Raw genomic sequence first — 18,548 nt, 5'->3', positions numbered from 1 at the left:
ATGACCACAGAGAGCAAGTACTACGAGCAGATCCGGGAGCAGCTGCGCTACTGGCCCTACATGATCAACCAGCTCGACGAGACGCTGGACATCGCCTTGATCGAGGGGCGCGCGCGGCAGATCCTGTTCCAGGCGCTGAACGCCCGCAGCCTCACCGCCTTCGTCGGCTCGGGCACCTCGGCGGCCTACGGCCGGCTGTCCTGGCCCGGCTGGGAGCGCGAGCAGCTCGCGGTCGTCACGCAGAACCTGAAGGCCTTCGAGGTCGTGTCGGAGCGCGCCTGCCAGCTCATCGACTGGCTGGTCTGGATCGTCGAGCCCGTCACCGTCGCCGCCGACCGGGAACCCGCAACGGGATACGAACGCCTCCAGGCGCTGCGCGATCGCGTCTTCGCAGGCCCCGACGGGAAGGAGCTGGAACGGCGAGACCGCTACAACGTCTGGCGTTGGCTGCGCTTTCGCCGCCGTCAGATCGAAAACGCGCGCAAGCAGGTGGAGCAGTTGTCGGCGACCTTCCAGCGTGCGGAAGACGGGGGCGACTTTCCCGGCGGCGAGGGATCGCCGGTCAAGTTCGAGATCGCCCAACAGCTCCAGGACGAGCTGCAACGCCATGTGCAGTTCTTCATGCCGGCGCGCGATACCGCTCGCGACCGCAGCGAGATCGACTACGCGCGCGCCTGGCCGGGCAGCTGGATCGACGATCGCAGCGCGGCGCCCGAGAATGCGCTCTCGGCCCTTCGGGCGTTGGTCGAGGACGAGTTCGCGGGTGGAGGTCCGGAACTGAGGACGCTGATCCGCGGCGACGGGGCCGCCGCGAGCCCAGCCGGGAACCCCACGACGCTGGCGGACGCTCTCCAGGCCTACGGCCACGCCCTGGCGGACTATTTCGACGCCTACAACCGACCGGAAGCGGGCTTCAGCTTCGAGACGCTGGCCAAGCTGCTGCTCGCCGACGAATGCGCCCACGCGCTGATCACCCTGCGTCAGGGCTTCCTGGCGGGGCGCGAAATCGGCACGCTCGACAAGGGCGAGCGTCGCGCGCTCTGGAAGTTCGAGCGCGAGCTGGCGGTCTTCGACGAGACGGCGCTGCGCCGCGACATCGCGGGCATCCGCGAGAAGCCGGAGCGCTACGAGGTGCTGGCGCCGTTCCGCTTGTCCGGATTCAGCACCGAGGCCGCCGCTCGGTCCTCATTGCTCGACCTGCCCAGCGAGGACGGCCTGAACACCCGCTGGGAAGGCTTTCTCGACGAGCTGAAGACGAACGCCGATAGCGCGCCTGACGGGGCGCAATTCCTCACGCCGACCTCGCGCTTCGTCGTCGCCGTGCTCCTGGCGCTGCATGAGGAAGACGCGAGAAGGAGATTCCTCGGTATCGGCGATGGGACCGCGGGGGCGCTGTTCGCGAATCCCTTGAAACGGGACGACTTCAAGTCGCGTCGCTCGATCATCGCCGAGCCCTTCGATCCGCTCTCCGTCGTCGTCGACCGGCTGGGGATCAAGCGGTTCATCACGTTGAACTACGACTTCGAGATCGAGCGCTTCTTCGTGGATGCCGGCTACCGGCATTTTCCGCCGCGCGAGCGCGGCGAGACGGTCAATACGCGTCCAGACGAGAACGATTTCCGGAACGACGCCGTGGGGCGCGTGCTCCGCGACCAGACGTTCACGCGTGCACGCGCCGCCGACCTGGTGGGCTTCTCGGTGGCCCGCGAGGCGGAGCAGCCCTCGGTCTTCCATCTGCACGGCCGCGCGACCCGCGACGACCCGCTCGTGGTCACCGAGCGCAACTACATGAACCTCTACCTGCGCGAGGACGAGCACAGCGACACGGTTTCGGAGGGCATCACCACCGCCTTCTCCAGCACGCCGTTGATCTTCCTCGGCCTGGGCATGCGCGAATCCGACCTTCTGCGCCCGCTGCGCCAGTTCATGTCGAACCGCGATCGGACGATCGGCTACAATGCGATCGCGCTGCTCCCCGCCGAGGAGTCGCTGGAGCGACGAACCCAGTACGCCGCGGCCTTGTACATGCGCTATGGGGTGCACACGATCTTCTACGGCGGCGGCGAGATCGAGATCGAGCTCGGTGAAATCGACCCGGCAACCGGGAAGACGAAGAAAGACTTGCAGAGCATCGACTGGCTGGCGCGCATCTCCACGGTCATCAGGACGCTCTCGGACGCCTTGAAGCGCCTCGAAGACCGCGAGCCGTCGCAGGACGACGCGGACAAGGGCCTGATGCGCGTGCTCATCGACGCCTGCGGCACGCTGGGCGACGATCTCGGGCCCATGAACCGCGCCTTCGCCTTCATGGCGCTGTGCGGCGAGAAGGTCACGCAGTCCGAGGACGACACGGAAAGCCGAAGGGCGATCGAGGCGTTCGTGACGCGCTTCGAGAACGGACGAGCCCAGCTGCGCATCTGCACCTTCACCCCTGTCCGCCGCAGCGACGTGAACCGGCGCTCGCCTCACTACGACGCGGCGACGGCGGTCGACGGGACGCCTTACGTCGGCTTCTACGTGGGCCTCCTCGACCAGGTGATCCGCATCGCCTGCGCGGTGCACGCGCGGGGACTCGGGCAGCTCGGACGCGCCACCGGGTCCGACGACCCGTTCGCCGGGACGGCGGTGCACCGCGAGATCGCCGCCCTTCGGATCGCGCTCGACGGTCTTCGGGGCAGCATGCTCACCGCGGCCCTGTGCGCCGCGCTCGACGGGATCGAGCGCGAGTGGCGATCCTGGTGGGAGAAATGGCAGCACTCGCCGCCGCGCCGACTGGCCAAGTTCGAGGAGATTCCCGCCCCGACATCGCGCACGAAGCTGCCGCGCCGGCACATCCGGCACCTCATCGAGAGCACGATCACCCGCATCCCGGACAAGCGCCCCGCCGGCGAGCCGTTCATGTGCGAGTCCGGAGCGGAGCTGCAACCCGACTGGAAGACCGGCGTGCGCGCGTTCGACACCTTCGTCTGCGCGCTGGCCGGGCGGCATCGCGCGGGCGACCCGGCGAGCGGCGTTCCCGGGACGCCGGCATGGCGCAACCGATCCGGCGTCGCGCCGGACGATCCGTCGCGCCGGCTGCTGATCACGGTGGCGGCGCAGCGCGGGCTGGGCAAGGGCACCTTCACCTCCGCCTTCGTCAGCCCAACCGGGCTGACGGCCTATTGCAGGGCCGCCTGGCCCGAATACTACGCCGACACGGACCCCGATGCCCCGGGGCCGCGCATCCACGCCGCCGCCTTCGTCAACCTGAGCTTTTCCACCGAGATCGCCTCGTGCTTCGACATGATCGTCCAGGCTCTGATCGACACGGTGGCCGCGCTGGAAGCGCCCGACCCGTCCGAGGTCGACGCGCGCGGCAAGGCGATCAAGGACGAGCTGTACGGCCTGTCGCGGCTGACCATGCTGCGGCGGCTGAGCGAGCGCTTCTCGGACATCTCGCGCGGCCGCAGGCGCGGGCCGCTGCGCTTCCTCCTGGTGATCAGCGCGCTCGACCTGTTCTACAAGAAGGGCAAGCCCAAGAACGCGGAGATCGGCGCCTTTCTCGATTTCATCCTCGGCGAGGGCCTGGAATCGAAGCCTTTCGACGTGGTGATCGTCGCCGCGGAGCACGAGATCGGTGCGCCCTTCACCGGGCCGCTCGCCGGCCGCCCGTTCCTCAACCGGCAGCTGGACCGGGCGCGCATGCCCGATCGGGCCCGCGAGCAGATCGCGCAGCGGCTTCGCAACAGCGACCTCGAGATCGACCACGACCCTGCGCGCGGCACGGGTCCGAGCGCCGACGAACGGAAAGGCAAGCCGACGAACTACGTGCACTTCGCCCGCGGCGTGAACCCGATCACCCTGATGATCGACAATTTTCCGGTCCTTGCCGCGGGGCTCTACCTGCATCACCCGCCCTACGACGATGTCGAGGAGAGTCGGCTCCCAGCCCACAAGGCCGCGAGGAACGCGGAGATCGAGACCCTGTGGGGCCGGTTCGGCGATGCGCTGGCGCAAGGTCGCGACGCGGCCAAGAAGGAGCTGAAGAGACTCTGGGAGAGGGAGAGCACCGGGGACGACGAGAATCGTCATCCCCCGGCGGGCGTGCCCACCTCCGACGAGCTCGACGACGCACGACGCATGGTGGAGACCCACGTCCGCGACGCGCTGCTCGACGCCTTCCGCCGGCACTTCCCTTCGGTCGTCTTCGTCGGGGACGACGAAATCGATTTCGGCGCCTTGCTGCGCGCGCGCATCGACAAGCAGGACGACACGCTGAGGGCGTGGCGCGAGATGCGGCGCTACCTGATCCACAACCGTCACTCGCTGACGATGCTGCTCGCGGCGGCCGAGCACGTCATCGTGCGGGCGGCCGATCCACGGGAGGGGGTGCGGGAGGCCGAGAGCTTCCTCTTGAACACGGCGAACAGCCTGCGCAACATCGGTGAGGACCGACGCGAGGGGATCGTGCTGCAGGAGGTCCTGGCCTGCTACCAGCGCTATCACGAGGTCGGCGACGCCGAGGCCGACATCGAGCTGCACAAGACCATCCTGCGGCATCTCGGCGTCATCGGGGCGCCGCTGTCCTCGGCCGTCATCGTGCGATTGCCGCGCGTGCGCGACCATTTCGACAGGATCGGGGTCGAGCTGGAGACCAGCCGCCGCCGCGTCGTCGCCCGCGCTCTGACGACCCTCGCCTACAGAGGCCTGGTGTTCCGGCTGACGCCGCATGTCCGGCTCGTGGCGCTCGCGAAGAAGGCGCGCGACGAGAACGAGCGGGAGGAAGAGCCGGATTGGCCGGCCTCCAGGGAGTATCGCTACGCCCTGCACAGGATCGTCCAGCGCTACGCGGTCTCGATGCTGGGCACGGCGTCGGCCGACTCGATCTCGACCAACGGCTTCGCGCCCACGCTGTACACCTCGATGCCTTCCTCCGGCGCGCAGCTGACGCCGGACAATTACGGCTTCATCCGCCAATTGCTGATCGCCACCAGCCAATATCCCGACCTGTCCCACGACGAGACCACGCTGCAGCCCTGGCCCTTCGCCAGCAATCCGCGCGGTGTGCGCGCGCAGGCGCTGCGCGCCGCGCTCTCCCTGGCCCGCTCGGCCCTGTCCGTATCCACCATCTCGCGGTTCTCGGGCCGGGAGATGGGAGGTGCGACCGCCCCCCGCCGCGGCTACATGGAGACCTACAAGGTCCGGCTGCGCTGGATCATCCGCCTGGCCTGGGAGCTCGCGAACGAGAGGGAGGACCCCGACAGCCCGCTCCAACCGGTCGACCGGCTGGAATTCAACCCGGAGACGGATCGCATCCAGCCGCTGTACCGCGACGAGATCGTCTGGCTCTACAACGAGATCGGGGTCATCGCCCTGGTCCAGGGCAGCCTGACCGAGGCGCTCGGCTTCCTGCGCCAGGCGGCGGAGTACAATGAAGGAGTCGAGGGCCGTTCGCGGGCCGGGCCCATCTTCGATCACATCGATTTCAACCATGCGCTGGTCCAGCTGGAGCGCGGCCAGCTCGTCTCCGCAGAGCAACGCCTCGCGCGCATCGTCGCGTCCGCGGCGGAGCCGGACAGCGTGCTGCATCTGAGCGCTCAGGGCTACCTTTGCGTGCTCAGGCACGTGACCGGCCGTTTCGAAGGGCTCGCGGAGCAGTTCAGGGACGTCACCGAGAAGCTGCAGCGCACCGACGACCTGCGCGCCTCGGCTCTGCTTCTCGGCCACCGCGGCCGATTCCTCGGCGCGCGCGACCGGAAGGGTGCGAACGCCTGCCTTCGGGCGGCGCAGGCGCTCGCGGAGACCGGCGGCCACGAGGATGTCCGCCATCACATCGAGATCGCGCGCATCGCGACCGCGCATCGCTTTCGCCAGAAGCCGGTCGGCGACGAGGAGCACGACGACGCCCGTGCGCTGGCGCGGCTGAAGGAGATCGAGGCCTACGGCCGCCGCATGGACATCTGGAGCATTCAGGCCGACGCGCTGCGGCTGCGTGCCGAGATCCTGCTGCGCCAGGGCGAGACCGCCACCGCCGGCTCCGCCGCGATCCGGGCCTTGGCGATCTGCCGGCGCACCCTCATGACCCTGAGGATGAACGCCACCTTGACGCTCTACGGCGAGATCCTCCTTCAGCGCCAGGACCGGCGCGGCGCCAACGAGCTCGCGCGCCAGAGCCTGGAACTGGCGAAGGCCACGCACTACAACAACGAGACATCGCGCGCTCAGGCCTTGCTGTCCCGGGCCGCGCTCGGCCGGACCTGAAGAGGTCGGGGCTCGGTGAACGGATCGGGCTAGGCCGCGGCGCTGCCGTTGCGCGACAGGATGAAGTCGGCGATGTCGTTGAGCGAGGTGAAGGCGAAGATGTCGTCGTCGGTGACGGCGACGCCGAACTCGGTTTCGACGATGAGCGCCATCAGCAGCGCATCGACGGAGTCGAGGCCCAGGCCGTCGCCGAAGAGCGGGACGTCGTGCGCCATGCTCTCGGGCGGCCTCTGCAACTTGGCCCGCTCGATCAGGCACGCCTTGAACTTCTCGATGATCTCGGATTTCGATGCCGTATCCGGGTGGGGAGCTTGCGCGTTCACGATGGTCACTCCACTGCTCGTCGCGGGCGAGGTGCGCTGCGCTAGTGCAGCGCCGCGTCGGGTATGTCGTTCACGGCCGCGTCGCCCAGCCCGAAGAAGGTCTTCAAGGCGTCGCGGGCCGCGCCTTTGGGCACCCTTTCGATCGTGAAGCTGTCTGCCGTGCGGCGGATGATGTGGCCGTGATCGTAGGTCACCGTGCCGTCGCCGGTGTTGCGCCGCAGATAGAGCTTGTCGCGGTACAGCCGACCGTTGGCGAGCCCGTCGACCGTGCGTCTGTGCTCCTCCTCGAACCGCTCGTAGCGGACATCCTCGTCCTCGATGCGGAACGACCCGGAAAAGCGGCTTTGCGGCAATTGCCAGCGGATCTGGCCATCGGGGTCCGACCAGACCTGCAAGGACCCCGCGCCGGCGGTGGTCTGTTCCCCGGGTACGATGGCCAGGGGCTCCTCGCAGAGGAAAGTCGCGTCGACGATGTACTTCTCCTCACCGACATACGCGGCAAGGCTACCGTGCGGCATCGCCGTGATCAGCAGGTTGCGCCCGGTGCCCATCGTCCCGATCACGCGCGAGGTGCGAAAGCCGTAGGTGGACAGCAAGGCGCCGAGCGCTTCGCAATTCGCCCAGCAGAAATTCGCGACCCCCTGGTCCAGCCAGAGCCGGAAATACATCGGCCCGGGCATTCCGGGTACGTCACCCCGCGACCCGCTGTCGAGATACTTCAGAAGACTGATGTTGTCATAGCCGACATTCCTGCACCACGCCCTGTAGATGCTGGTCAGCCCGTCTTTGGTGAGGGGCATCTCGGTCGGCATGCCGAGCTTGGCCGCGACGTCGGCGAATTGTGCTTGCGAAAGGCTCATCCCCGTCCCTCAAAGCCGTTTCACGGTCTTTCCGTCTGCTTGCCTTCGGATCGGCTCGATCGAGCTGAACAGGACGTCTCGCTCCTGATCCCCATGCCGGTCCCGACCGCGACCGTGCGGGCCAGCTGGGCTCCACGCCCAGCGGTCGAATTGCCACGATTGTATGCGACCGTGGCATGAGATCAAGTCCGTCAAGCAGATCCAGGGGTGGGGGAGCACGACGTTCCCGAGCGCGGGCGATCTCGACGCCATCCGGCGCCCCGCCGACGGCGTCCTGCGAGACGATCGCGCATCGGCCGACGCACCCGTTGGGGGTCCGCCGTAGAGGGAGGTCGCGGGGTCTACGAGGATTTCGGATTTCAAGCGGCATTCCGGGACGAGGAGCGCCGTGGCATCGCCGAGATCGAAGGGCACCAGTGAGCATTGTGGCATCGCGTCGGCTTCATCGGCGCCGACCCGCCGATGAAGCCCGACGGGGTGGCGCGGTCATGCAACCGGCGCGGCACAGCCGCGCAGCACGTCACGGAGGGCGCGCACGCCCTTCGCCGGACGCGGCTGCCATGCGAGCGGCTCCGCGACGACGAGGTTCGGCAGCAGCGACACGCGCCGGCCTGCAACCCTGCGACCTTATGGCGCTGCATCGAGCTGCGCGAGCCGATGGCCGGTCGGTCGCTCGCCGGCCGCCGGCTCGAGCCGATCGGGATCGGCGCGCGCACGAGGCGTCACGCGGGCGCCACCGTGGTCCAGCCGGCCGAGGTCGCCGGCCCTATGCTGCGCCACACGTGCCGCCATCCGCGGCCTCCGAGCGCGGCCGCCCGGAGCATGGCCGCGATCGACCACAATCAGACCGAAAGCGGCTCGAGACGCGTCCGCCCGGCGTGCCGAAGAGGTGATTTTCCGATTAACGAAACTGATTGCAAGATACCTTTCATGCTTACCCTCGGGTGCTGATACAATCACAGGCATATTTTGTTGAAAGAAAGCGCTTGACCGTTCCGTCCCGTCAAGCAACCTTGGCGGCAAGCGGCAATCAACCTGAGAATGTCTGACGGACCGTTATCGGCGGGTAGGCAATCAATGCACTTGATCGTCATCGACAATTTCGACTCCTTCACCAACAACATCATCCACGCGCTCAAGATCTCGCCCGGCGTCGAGACGCTGACAGTCATCCGGAACGACGACGTATCGGATGTGGCGCGTCGCAGCCTGGACGCCGCCGACGCCATCGTCCTGTCGCCCGGGCCGGGCAACGTGTACAACGCGAGCGATCTGGGATTGTGCGGTGACGTACTGGAAAACGACACCCGGCCCATCCTCGGCGTATGCCTCGGCCATCAGGCCATCGCACGGTATGCGGGCGCCGACGTGCGGCTGGCCAGGCGGCCGGTGCATGGTCGCGAATGGGTCGTCGAGCACGATGGCGACGGTCTCTTCGCCGGCATTCCCAGCCCGGTGACGGTGGTGCGGTATCATTCCTGGATCGTGGCCGAACCGTTGCCGCCGCAGATCGCGGCGACCGCCCGGGCGGACGACGAGATCATGGCGCTGCGGCATACCGAGCTGCCGCGTTGGGGGGTGCAGTTCCACCCGGAATCGATCGGCACCGAGCATGGCCAGCGCATCTTCGACAACTTCGTCGAGCTGGCCGCCCGCCACATCGCGGCGCAGCACGCGCACAGCCCGGCGACGCACGCGCGCGAATTCGCCTATCGCGTCGTCGAAACCCGGTGCGACGTCATCGAGCTCGTCGAGGCCCTGCGGATGCAGGGCCGGGCGCCGTTGCTTCTGGAGAGCGCGATGGCGCGGCCCGGCTTGTCGCGGTTCTCCTATGTCGGGGCGGATTTCGGCCTGGGGCGCGAAACCCTGACCTACGACCAGCGCGAGAAGGTGATCACGCTGAGCAGTCCCGGCGGCGCCAGCCGCCGGGTGCACAGCGCCCTGGCCCCCTACCTGCGTGCGGAGCTCGCCGACATCGCCTGCGCGCAGCGTCAGCCGGAGTTCCGCTTTCGCGGCGGGTTCATCGGCTGGTTCGGCTACGAGCTGCAGGAAGAGTTCGCCGGGGTCGGCGCCGCCAGCTGCGAAGGCGAGTCCGCGGCGCTGGAGCGGGTCGACAGCTTCTACGTCTTCGATCACGAAACCGGCACGATCTTCGCGGGCGTTTGCACGGCGGCGGGGGAGGGAGCGCGCGCGCAGCGGGTTCTCGACGAGATGGAGCACGTCGCCCGCGGCGCGTATCCCGTCGAGACGCCCGACCCCGCCTCGCGCATGGTCGGCCACGCGGCGGCGCCCATCGCTTTCGCGTCCCGCCACGACGATGCCGCCTATCTCGAATTGATCGAGAGGTGCCGGCAGGACATCACGCTCGGCGAAAGCTACGAGCTGTGCCTGACCAACCAGATCACGGCCAAGGCCGACCGCATCGATTCCTGGAAGCTGTACAAGCTCTTGCGCGAGCGCAACCCGTGCCCGTTCGCGTCTTATCTCGAGATCGGCGAGACGATCGTCGTCAGCTCGTCGCCGGAGCGCTTCATCTCGGTCGACGCCGGCGGCCGGGTCGAGGCCAAGCCGATCAAGGGCACGATGCGGCGCGGTCGGAACCCCGCCGACGACGCCTACCTCAAGGGCACGCTCCAGAAAAGCACCAAGGACCGCGCGGAAAACCTGATGATCGTCGATCTTCTGCGCCACGACCTGAGCGACGTGTGCACGCCGGGCAGCGTCGTGGTGCCGAAGCTGATGGACATCGAGAGCTATCCGACGGTGCATCAGATGGTGTCGACGGTGACGGGCCAGCTGGAGCCCGGCAAGAGCGGCTTGGATGCTTTCGTGTCCTGCTTTCCCGGTGGGTCGATGACCGGTGCACCGAAGGTGCGGTCGATGGAGATTCTCCGCAACCTCGAAGCGGGCCCACGCGGCGTCTATTCCGGTTCGATCGGGTGGATCGGCTATGACGGGCAGATCGACCAGAGCATCGTGATCCGCACCGTCGTGCTGCGCGGCGACACGGTGTCCATCGGCTGCGGCGGCGCGATCACCTACCTGTCGAATCCGCAGGAGGAGCTGGACGAGATCAAGCTGAAGGCCCGGGCGCTGTTACGCGCCGTTGCCGAAGCAGCGGTCGGCGACGCCGGCGGCTACACCCTGAACGGCGTTGCGGACACTTCGGGCCTCGCCGCGCCGGAACCGGCGCATCCCGCGCGCGGCCGCACCGCCGGGAGGGCCCCGGGCCGGCCGAGCATCGCCGGCGCACAACAAGCCGAATCGCGGCTGGGCAACGAGCCGGCCCACGGCGCGACGCCCGGTCCTTTCTGAAGATCCGGCGAGGGGGTATCACGTCGATGTCAGAGCGCCCGTTGTTCGACACGAGCGACCCGGAGGTGTTCTTTCGCCTGCAGATGGCGGCGCTGACGGCGCGCACGACGCTGCTGGTGAACACCGGACGGCCCGAGGATGCCGGCCTCGACCCGGCGGCGGAGCCCGATGACGATCCCGACATCGTGGCGCGGGTGTTCGCCGAGACGCCGGCCGATCACGTCGCGATCACCTTCCACACCTCCGGGTCCACCGGGCAGCCGAAGCCCGTGCCGCACAGCTGGGGGCATCTGGTCGGCGATGCCAGGGCGATCGCCGCGTCGGTCGGGATGACGCCGGGCATGTCGCTGACGACCGTTCTGACGGTGCCGATGGACCACATGTTCGGGTTCTCCTACGGCTTCATGCTGACCAACGTCATGGGGTTCGCGCGGCCCACGGCGAGGGTGGTGAGCCCGAAAAGCCTGCACGAGGCCCTGGAAGCCGCCGAGACGCCCGTCGTCCTGGTGACCACGCCGACCCATCTGAGGATCTACGCGGATTCGGCCATCGCCCGGTTCCCGAACGTGGCCTGGCTCTTCTGCGCCACCAGCCCCATCCCCGAAGGACTGGCCGAGGTGGTGCTGCAGAAGTTCGGCACACCCGTCACCGACATCTACGGTTGCACAGAGGCCGGTACGCTGGCCTATCGGGTGATGGACGAGCCGTCGCCGGAGTGGCGCTGCCTGGACGGCATGTCGCTGCGACAGGAGGGCGAGCGGTACATCTTCGAAACGGACTATTTCGACGCGCCCGTTGTGATCGACGATCGGCTCGAGATCACGCGCCCGGGTCGCTTCCGTTTCCTCGGCCGGTCCAGCGATCTGGTCAAGATCGGCGGCAAGCGCCAATCGCTCGCGGGCATGGCCCGCATCGTGGAATCCCTGCCGCACGTGCGCGAGGCCGCGTTCTTCCTGCCGCCCGATGAGCCCAATGCGCGGTTGGTCCTCTTGGCCGTGTTCGACGGGCCGCCGGACTTCGACGCGGTCCGCGCCAAGCTGAGGGACGCGGTGGACCCGGTGTTCATGCCCCGCCACTGCATCGCGGCCGATGCGCTTCCGCGCAATGCCAACGGCAAGCTGCCCCTGTCGGCGCTCGTCGCTGCTTACAATGAAAAATTGCGCGCATAGAGCGCGCGCGAGGAAGCGAAGGAAGCGGACATGCTGGAAGGAAGGACAGCGATCGTCACCGGCGGCAGCCGCGGGATCGGCGCGGCGGTGGTGCGCCGGTTCCTGGCGAACGGGGCCAACGTGATGCTCAATTGCCGGACGGAGAGCAAGGCGCTGAGCGACCTGCGAGACGAGCTGTCGGGTCGGGCGGACAGGATCGAGGTGGCGGTCGGTGACGTGGCGGACGCGGGCTTCGTGGCCGGGATGGTCCGGCAGGCGCAAGAGCGCTTCGGCACCGTCGACATCCTGGTCAACAACGCGGGCGTCACGCGCGACAAGCAGATCTCGTTCCTCAAGGAGGAGGACTGGGACGCGGTCCTCGACACCAATCTCAAGGGGGCGTTCCTGTGCGCGAAGGCGGTGATCAAGCCGATGATGCGCGCGAGGTGGGGCCGCGTGATCAACGTCTCGTCCGTCTCGGGCCTGACGGGGCGGCCCGGTCAGAGCAATTACGCGGCGGCCAAGGCCGGGATCGTGGGGTTCACCAAGGCCCTGGCCCGAGAGGTGGCGCCGTACAACGTCCTGGTGAACGCCGTATCGGTCGGCGTGGTCGAGACGCGCATGACCAAGTCGATGCCGCGCGACATCTATGCCGAGATCGAGCGCAGCGTGCCACTGGGGCGTGTGGGGCAACCCGACGAGGTCGCCGGCGCCTGTCTGTTCCTCGCGTCGGATCTGTCGTCCTACGTCACCGGCTCGAATCTCAACGTCAGCGGCGGGGGGTACATGTGATGGAACAATCCTACGAACACGCCAGGAGAGTGAGCATGGCACGCGAGGACATCACGCGCCAATTCGTCAGCCTGCTCATCGAGCGACTGAACCTGGAGCTCGAGCCCGAGGACGTGGCGGACGACACGCCGCTGTTCGGCGCGGGCCTCGGGCTCGATTCGATCGATGCGCTGGAGATCGCGCTGGCCATCGAGACCGAGTTCAAGTGCGAGGTGTCCGACGACCAGATGCAGGTCCTGCGCTCGATCAACACGGTGGTCGATTTCATCCAGCAGAGCCGGGCGAGCTCGATTTCGGAAGCGGTGTGATGCAGGACGATTATCTTCGTGTTCGTGAGACCGTGGCCTGCTTCGCCGGAGCACCCGCCTGTGCCGTGGCGGTGACGGGCGCCGATGCCGAAGCCTGGCTGAACGCAGCCTTCGCCAAGGATGTCGAAGCGATCGTACCCCTGAAGGGCGCCATCGGCCTCTTTCTGGAACACAGCGGCGACGTCTTCGCGATGGCGAGCGTGTTCCGCAAGGAGGACGACGGCTTTCTCGTCTTCAGCGATCGCCGGGAGCTCCGGGATCGGCTGATCGCCGATGCCGACGGCGATGTCGCGGTGACCGACATCGCCGCGACTCACGGCCTCGTCAACGTGATCGGGCCCAAGGCGATGGAGCTGATGACCGAGATCGCGGGCGAGGACATCGTTTCGATTCCCTACATGGGCTTCGAGGAGAGCGTCGACGGCGATTACGTCGTCTTCCGCCAAAGCTTCACCGGGGAGTTCGAGTTCCGTCTGATGGCGCCTCACGACGGGTTCGACGCGCTCTATTCGCGGGTGCTCGAAGCGGCCCGAGAAATGGGCGGCGGAGAGATCGATCCCGCGATCATCGACCTGGTCTCGCTCGAGATGCGGTTCATCAAGGACGCCGACGTCATCGGCCGCGTCACCGCGCTGGAAGCCGGGCTGCATTGGATGATCGACTTCCGCAAGGAGGATTTCGTCGGAAGAGACGCGGTTCTGCGCGAGAAGAGCGATCTCAAGCGCAAGTCGTTGATCGTCAGGCTTGATGAGGCTGGCGTGGCCGAGGCGGGCGCGGATCTGATGATCGAGGCGCGACCCGTCGGGAAACTGGTTCGGGTCGTCTATTCGCCAAGGCTGGAAACCGATATCGCCTTCGCCTTCGTGGAACGGGATATCGGCTGGGTCGGCGTGAACTATGCCGTCCGCTCGGGCGAAGGTCGGACGACGCTTGCATCGGCGGTGTCCTCACCGCTGTTCCTGTCGCGGAGTGTTCTGAGTGACTGAGGATTGGTTCGCCCCGCGCAAGGAATTCTTCTTTGCGCGTTACCGGCTCGCGACGGTGGTCCTGACGCCGGTGGTCGCGCTGAGCATGTTCGTCCTGCCCTCAACCATCGCGAATGTCGCGCTGGTGCTGCTGAATCTCGTCGCGCTGCGGATCGAGCGGAAGCATCGCTACGTCAACCCGATCACCTACACTCTGATCGGGGTCGGCGTCGCCCTGCTGATCGTGCAGGTGGTCAGGCCGGAGCTCTACGACATCTTCTTCTTCCCGACATTCGTCTTCTGGACGATGTTCGCGGTGGGCGCGGTGCTGGCGCTGCTCGGCCAGCCCTTCACGAATTTCCAGCGCACGCATCTGGGGCGCAACGACATCCACTGGCTGACGAGCGCGACCTGGTTGGTGATCTATCTTCTCTGCGGCGTGATCTGCATCTACATGCCCACGCGGCTGGAGCTGTACTTCCTGCCGCCGGCCCTCGTGGCCATCGGCGCGGCGCTGACGCTGTGGTTCCAGCTGAGCTACGGGCACAAGCGTGATGCCGACCGTGTCGGGACCACCAATCCGCTCGCCCGGTCCTTCCCACGGGACCGCGAAAGCGTCCGCGAGGTTTACGGGTTCTTCGCGCAGAACATGATGCAGTCGCGGCGGCGGTCGCGGGGACGGACGCACCGGACGGTGGAGGAGCTGGTCGACTACCAGCTCGACGTTTGGACGGATGCGCATCTGGCGTCGCTGCGCTGGTTCGTGGCTCGGGACGACGCCGGCATCAAGGGCTGCATCAGCGCCGGCCACGGTGTCGACGGGAAGATGACCATCGAGCAGCTCGATCCCGACTGTTTCGATCTCGACCGCCTGCGGCGCTACGGCAAGATCATCGAGATGGATCACTTCGCCATCCGCAACGACATGCGGCGGTCGAAGGAACTGCCGCTGGCTCTGCTGACGACGGCGGTCGACTACGCGGTCTCGGTGGATGCCAAGCTGATCATCGTCGAGGCGCTGCCGGAATCGGAGCCGCTCTACCGGAAGTTGGGCTGCGAACCTCTTCTGGACGAACGGACCGTGTCGGCTGAGGGCTTCTCCAAGCAGGTCATGTTCATGAACCTGGAGCGGATCATGATCCAGGCCGCCGACGCGGATGATCTCGAGGAGTATCACGCTGCCACCAACCACAGCGCCATCGAGCGCTACACCAAGCGGCGCGCCTTCGCGAGCCTCTTCGGCCTGCGGTCGATGTGCCATCTGAGCGCCGACGAGATCCGGCGGATGGCGCGGACGGAGCCGCGCGTGCAGGCGGGCGGGGCCGCGCTGGCCGAGACCGAGCCGGGACGCGGGACCTATGCGTGACGTCGTGATCACCGGCACCGGCGCGGTCGGCCCCTTCGGCGACACGGTCGACGCGTTCTGGCACGCGCTTCGCGCACCCGACCCCTGCCTCGGCCCGGCTGCGGCGGGCAGCGACGGGCATGTCGACGTGCCGGGCTTCGATATCGCCCGGTTCACGAAGTCCAGCCGCGTGTCCCGCGCGCCGCGCGTGTCGCAATACGCCTACGCGGCCACCAGTGCGGCGATCGCGCAGGCGGATCTGCCGCTCAGGACGATGGACAAGGACACGGTGTCCATCGTCTACGGCACCGCCAACGAACCCACCGAGATCGTGGCGCGCAACGTGCACTTGCTGTGCGCCGTCGGCGTGAACGCGATCGAGCCCATCGGCTTTCAGGAAAGCGTCTACAACGCGCCGGCCAGCCTGATCAGCATCGAGTACGGTTTCCGCGGTCCCTTGCTCGCCCTGCCGATGGGGTGGGCCGCGGGCGGCTATGCCCTGTGTGCCGCCGCGGATCTGATCGCGACCGGCCAGGCGGAGGTCGTGATCGCCGTCGCGTCGGATCATGTGGCGGGCCTCGGCCGCGACATCGATCGCAAGCTGCGCTTCATCTCGCCCAACGACGGCAAGGAGGCGCGCGTGCGCCCGTTCGACGAGCGGGCCAACGGCGTGATCGCCGCCACGGGCGGCGCGGCGCTGACCCTCGAGGCGAGATCGGCGGCCGAGGCGCGGGGCGCGCGCATCCTGGCCGCCCTGACGGGATGGGCCTCGACCAACGACGCGCGCGGCGTCTCGCCCAAGCGCGGCTATTCGAGAGGGATCGCCAACGCGATGCGGCTGTCCGATCCGGCGCGTGCGGGAACGGACGTCGTCCTGGCGGGCAGCTACTGCACGCGGGACGCCGAACGGGCCGAGGCCGAGGCGATCGCCGCCTATGCGAACGGGCGCGAGGCGCCGACGGTGACCAACATCCGTGGGGCGGTGGGGGATTGCAAGGGCGTGTCGGGGCTCTGGAACGCGGTGGCGGCGGTGAAGATCTTCGAGCACGGCGTCGTTCCGGCGCCGGTGGGCACCGAGTATCCGGACGAAGCGCTGTCGCTCAGGCTGCCGGGTCCGCAGGACCGACCGCCGCGAGCGATCCTGTGCAACAACTTCTGGGTCGGCGGGCTGAACACGTCGGCACGCCTGGAGGCGCCGGCATGACGCTCGCGATGCTGTGTCCGGGGCAGGGATCCCAGGCGGTCGGGATGGGGCGCGCACTTCTGTCGCACCACCCCGTCTTCGACGAGATGCTGGCCGATGCCGGCGCGCGCATGTCGGTCGATCTGGGCCGCGTGGTGCGCAAGGGGCCGGCGCGCCTGTTGCAGTCGACGCGGGTGGCGCAGGTCGCGATCTTCGTGTTCTCGGCCGGCATCGGGCGGATTCTGCACGCGGCCGGCGTTCGGTTCCGGATGGCCGCGGGCCATTCCCTGGGCGAGATTTCGGCGCTGCATCTGGCGGGTGCCATCCGTTTCGACGATGCGCTGGACCTGGTGATCGCGCGGGCGGCCGCGATGGAACACGCCAACGCCCTCTCCCCGGGCGGCATGGCGGCCGTCTCGGGCGCGTGGACGGAGGAATGCGGCGAGATCTGCGCGACGGCGGGCATCACCGTGTGCAATTTCAACGCGCCGACGCAGACCGTGATCTCGGGCGACGTCGCGGCGCTGGCGCAGGCCGAGGCGGCGCTGCGGGCGGCCGGGCTCCGCGTGACGCGGCTCGACGTCGCGGGCGCCTATCACAGCCCGCTGATGGCCCCCGCCGTGCCGATGTTCGAGGAGGCCCTCGCGCGGTGCCCGATGCACGAGCCGCGCATTCCGGTCCTGTCGAACGTGACCGGGGCGGTGATCGGTTCGGAGGACGACCTGCGGCGCGAGCTCCTGACCCAGGTGACCGCTCCAGTGCTGTGGAAGACCTGCCTGTCGACGATGGCCGCGCAGGGGGCCTCCGCCTTCGTCGAGGTGGGCATCGGCAAGCAGATGAGGGGCCTCGCGCTTCAGAACATGCCCGGCGCGACTTGCCTCGGCACCGCGTCTCCCGGCGAGATCGCCGCGGTGGTCGCGGTCGCCGCTGCGGAGGCGGCGGCATGATCGCGATCACCGGCATGGGCTGCGTCACTGGTTTCGGGACCGGTGTTCCCGCGCTCGAAGCGGGCTTGCGGCGCGGCGCGTCGGCGCTGCGCGCGTGGTATCGAGACGCGTTTGCCTATGCTAGGGTGCCGGGCATCGACGACGACCGGACCGACCGATGCGCGATGCTGCTGGAACTGGCGATCAATGAGGCGCTGAACGGCGCGGGCCTGCACGAGGTCGCGGCGCCGCTTCCGCTGCTCGTCGGCTCCACCCATGGCGAGCTCGGCGATTGGGAAGCGCGCTTCGACCCCGAGAGCACGGCGTGCTGGGCGGCGCCGGCGATGCCCGTCGTGCGATCGGCGGCGCTGCAGGGCCGGGCGCGGCAGATGCCGTTCTCCGTCACGACGGCCTGCACCGCCTCGGCCCATGCCCTGGCCTATGCCGGCGCGCAGATCCGGGCCGGCCTGGTCGACCGGGTCGTGGTCGCCGGCGGCGATGTCGTCTCGGACTTCCTGATGCAGGGCTTCGTTGCGCTGCGCGCCATGTCGCGGGCGGGCTGCACGCCTTTCGCCGCGGGCCGCGAAGGAATCTCGCTGGGCGAGGGCGCGGCTGCGCTCGTGGTCGAGCGCGCCGATGCGGCGCAGGCACGGGGCGCGGAGCCCCTGGCCTATGTCACGGGCGTCGGATGCGCCACGGATGCGTTCAGGCTCACCGCGCCGGAGCCGTCGGGGCAAGCCATGTCCCGGGCGATCCTGATGTCCATGGGCGAGCGCCGCGACGCGCCGGACTTCATCAACGTTCACGGCACCGGGTCCGAGCTCAACGACAGCATGGAATACCATGCCTTGGCGCGGGTCTTCGGGGAGCGCCTGCGCGACGTGCGCGTCAGCGCGACCAAGAACGCCACCGGCCACACCTGCGGCGCGGCCGCGGCGCTCGAGTTGATCATCTGCATCCTGGCGCTGCAGGGGGCCGTCACGCCGGGCATCTTGGGCACCGCTGCGGTCGATGAGCAATTCGAGCACCTGGCGCAGGGCGCCTCGGCGTCGTCGACACGAAAGCAGCCGGCGACGGCCGTGACCATGAACTGCGCTTTCGGCGGCAGCAACACGGCGGTCTTCGTGGAAAGGGCGGTCTGAC

12 protein-coding genes are annotated in these 18,548 nt (G+C 68.2%); 10 read left to right on the top strand and 2 right to left on the bottom strand.

All coding sequences use genetic code 11. The annotated features are described in order from the left end of the window. A complete protein-coding gene (locus ABL310_RS19750) occupies nt 1–6,240 on the top strand; it encodes an SIR2 family protein (protein WP_349368709.1) in 6,240 nt (2,079 codons plus the stop codon). Between the two features lie 29 nt (nt 6,241–6,269). Here the strand turns inward: ABL310_RS19750 and ABL310_RS19745 are convergent, their stop codons facing one another. Together ABL310_RS19745 and ABL310_RS19740 are read right to left on the bottom strand one after the other, a co-directional pair. Next, nucleotides 6,270–6,572 carry a phosphopantetheine-binding protein gene (locus ABL310_RS19745; protein WP_349368708.1) on the bottom strand — a complete coding sequence of 101 codons (303 nt, stop codon included), beginning with the start codon at nt 6,570–6,572 and terminating at the stop codon, nt 6,270–6,272. Between the two features lie 32 nt (nt 6,573–6,604). Further along, nucleotides 6,605–7,423, bottom strand: a complete 819-nt coding sequence (locus tag ABL310_RS19740; protein WP_349368707.1) for an arylamine N-acetyltransferase — start codon at nt 7,421–7,423, stop codon at nt 6,605–6,607. 1,077 nt (nt 7,424–8,500) lie between these two features. On the opposite strand from ABL310_RS19740, the gene ABL310_RS19735 reads away from it, so the two are divergent. From ABL310_RS19735 to ABL310_RS19695, 9 genes are read left to right on the top strand one after another with little or no spacing between them, the layout of a single operon-like run. Further along, nucleotides 8,501–10,738, top strand: a complete 2,238-nt coding sequence (locus tag ABL310_RS19735) for a chorismate-binding protein (protein ID WP_349368706.1) — start codon at nt 8,501–8,503, stop codon at nt 10,736–10,738. 41 nt (nt 10,739–10,779) lie between these two features. Continuing rightward, nucleotides 10,780–11,907: an AMP-binding protein gene (locus ABL310_RS19730; RefSeq protein ID WP_349368705.1), complete on the top strand. Its 1,128-nt coding sequence runs from the start codon at nt 10,780–10,782 to the stop codon at nt 11,905–11,907. Between the two features lie 30 nt (nt 11,908–11,937). Beyond that, the gene (locus ABL310_RS19725; RefSeq protein ID WP_349368704.1) at nt 11,938–12,678 is read left to right on the top strand and encodes a 3-oxoacyl-ACP reductase family protein; all 741 of its coding nucleotides are present in this window, start codon (nt 11,938–11,940) and stop codon (nt 12,676–12,678) included. Nucleotides 12,679–12,713: 35 nt separating this feature from the next. Continuing rightward, nucleotides 12,714–12,986, top strand: coding sequence for a phosphopantetheine-binding protein (locus tag ABL310_RS19720; protein ID WP_349368703.1), 273 nt, complete (start codon nt 12,714–12,716; stop codon nt 12,984–12,986). Then, nucleotides 12,986–13,972, top strand: coding sequence for a glycine cleavage T C-terminal barrel domain-containing protein (locus tag ABL310_RS19715; RefSeq protein WP_349368702.1), 987 nt, complete (start codon nt 12,986–12,988; stop codon nt 13,970–13,972). Before ABL310_RS19720 ends, ABL310_RS19715 begins: the two co-directional genes overlap by 1 nt. Continuing rightward, nucleotides 13,965–15,317, top strand: a complete 1,353-nt coding sequence (locus ABL310_RS19710) for a hypothetical protein (RefSeq protein WP_349368701.1) — start codon at nt 13,965–13,967, stop codon at nt 15,315–15,317. Before ABL310_RS19715 ends, ABL310_RS19710 begins: the two co-directional genes overlap by 8 nt. Then, nucleotides 15,310–16,500, top strand: a complete 1,191-nt coding sequence (locus ABL310_RS19705; protein ID WP_349368700.1) for a beta-ketoacyl synthase N-terminal-like domain-containing protein — start codon at nt 15,310–15,312, stop codon at nt 16,498–16,500. The genes ABL310_RS19710 and ABL310_RS19705 overlap by 8 nt, the downstream gene beginning before the upstream one ends. Beyond that, nucleotides 16,497–17,426: an ACP S-malonyltransferase gene (locus ABL310_RS19700; RefSeq protein ID WP_349368699.1), complete on the top strand. Its 930-nt coding sequence runs from the start codon at nt 16,497–16,499 to the stop codon at nt 17,424–17,426. The genes ABL310_RS19705 and ABL310_RS19700 overlap by 4 nt, the downstream gene beginning before the upstream one ends. Next, on the top strand, nt 17,423–18,547 hold the full coding sequence (locus ABL310_RS19695) for a beta-ketoacyl synthase N-terminal-like domain-containing protein (protein WP_349368698.1): 1,125 nt from the start codon (nt 17,423–17,425) through the stop codon (nt 18,545–18,547). The genes ABL310_RS19700 and ABL310_RS19695 overlap by 4 nt, the downstream gene beginning before the upstream one ends. The last annotated feature ends 1 nt before the right edge of the window (nt 18,548 follow it).

The organism is Salinarimonas sp., assembly GCF_040111675.1.
Taxonomy (GTDB): Bacteria; Pseudomonadota; Alphaproteobacteria; order Rhizobiales; family Beijerinckiaceae; genus Salinarimonas.
This window is presented reverse-complemented; position numbering and strand designations above follow the sequence as displayed.

Coding starts and splice junctions, on each gene's coding strand:
- ABL310_RS19740 (WP_349368707.1), bottom strand. CDS start 7,423: ATGAGCCTTTCGCAAGCACAATTCGCCGACGTCGCGGCCAAGCTCGGC.
- ABL310_RS19725 (WP_349368704.1), top strand. CDS start 11,938: ATGCTGGAAGGAAGGACAGCGATCGTCACCGGCGGCAGCCGCGGGATC.
- ABL310_RS19735 (WP_349368706.1), top strand. CDS start 8,501: ATGCACTTGATCGTCATCGACAATTTCGACTCCTTCACCAACAACATC.
- ABL310_RS19705 (WP_349368700.1), top strand. CDS start 15,310: ATGCGTGACGTCGTGATCACCGGCACCGGCGCGGTCGGCCCCTTCGGC.
- ABL310_RS19700 (WP_349368699.1), top strand. CDS start 16,497: ATGACGCTCGCGATGCTGTGTCCGGGGCAGGGATCCCAGGCGGTCGGG.
- ABL310_RS19720 (WP_349368703.1), top strand. CDS start 12,714: ATGGCACGCGAGGACATCACGCGCCAATTCGTCAGCCTGCTCATCGAG.
- ABL310_RS19695 (WP_349368698.1), top strand. CDS start 17,423: ATGATCGCGATCACCGGCATGGGCTGCGTCACTGGTTTCGGGACCGGT.
- ABL310_RS19750 (WP_349368709.1), top strand. CDS start 1: ATGACCACAGAGAGCAAGTACTACGAGCAGATCCGGGAGCAGCTGCGC.
- ABL310_RS19715 (WP_349368702.1), top strand. CDS start 12,986: ATGCAGGACGATTATCTTCGTGTTCGTGAGACCGTGGCCTGCTTCGCC.